The sequence below is a fragment of the Nitratidesulfovibrio sp. 1201_IL3209 genome, assembly GCF_036763125.1.
In the GTDB taxonomy this organism is placed as follows: Bacteria; Desulfobacterota; Desulfovibrionia; order Desulfovibrionales; family Desulfovibrionaceae; genus Cupidesulfovibrio.
In genome coordinates this window covers 1-255 of record NZ_JBAIYT010000116.1, presented here as the reverse complement: position 1 = coordinate 255, position 255 = coordinate 1, and the positions used below count along the sequence as shown (strand labels likewise).

The 255-nt window shown below is 67.1% G+C and carries 1 protein-coding gene; it reads left to right on the top strand.

The window, feature by feature from the left end; genetic code table 11:
• Nucleotides 1–19: 19 nt before the first annotated feature.
• The coding region (locus V6B97_RS17310; protein ID WP_333507722.1) for a hypothetical protein at nucleotides 20–255 on the top strand (236 nt) is incomplete at its 3' end.

The window sequence follows — 255 nt, the reverse complement described above, 5'->3', positions numbered from 1 at the left end:
CGGCGGCGGCGCATGGGCGATGCAGACCGTCATCCTCGACCTGTCCCAGCCCGTGCCCACAGACACGCACCTGCCGCTCACCTATGAGTTCGGGTTCCTGATGCCTGACGATGCGCGCGATGCGGCATTGTCGGTCGCCGTCGAATACGACGGGCAACTGCTGGCGCTGGATTACGCGCCGCCGACAACAATGCTGGCCTACGGCGGCGGCGCATGGGCCAACCTGCCCGCCACCACGGATTTCGACGCACAAGC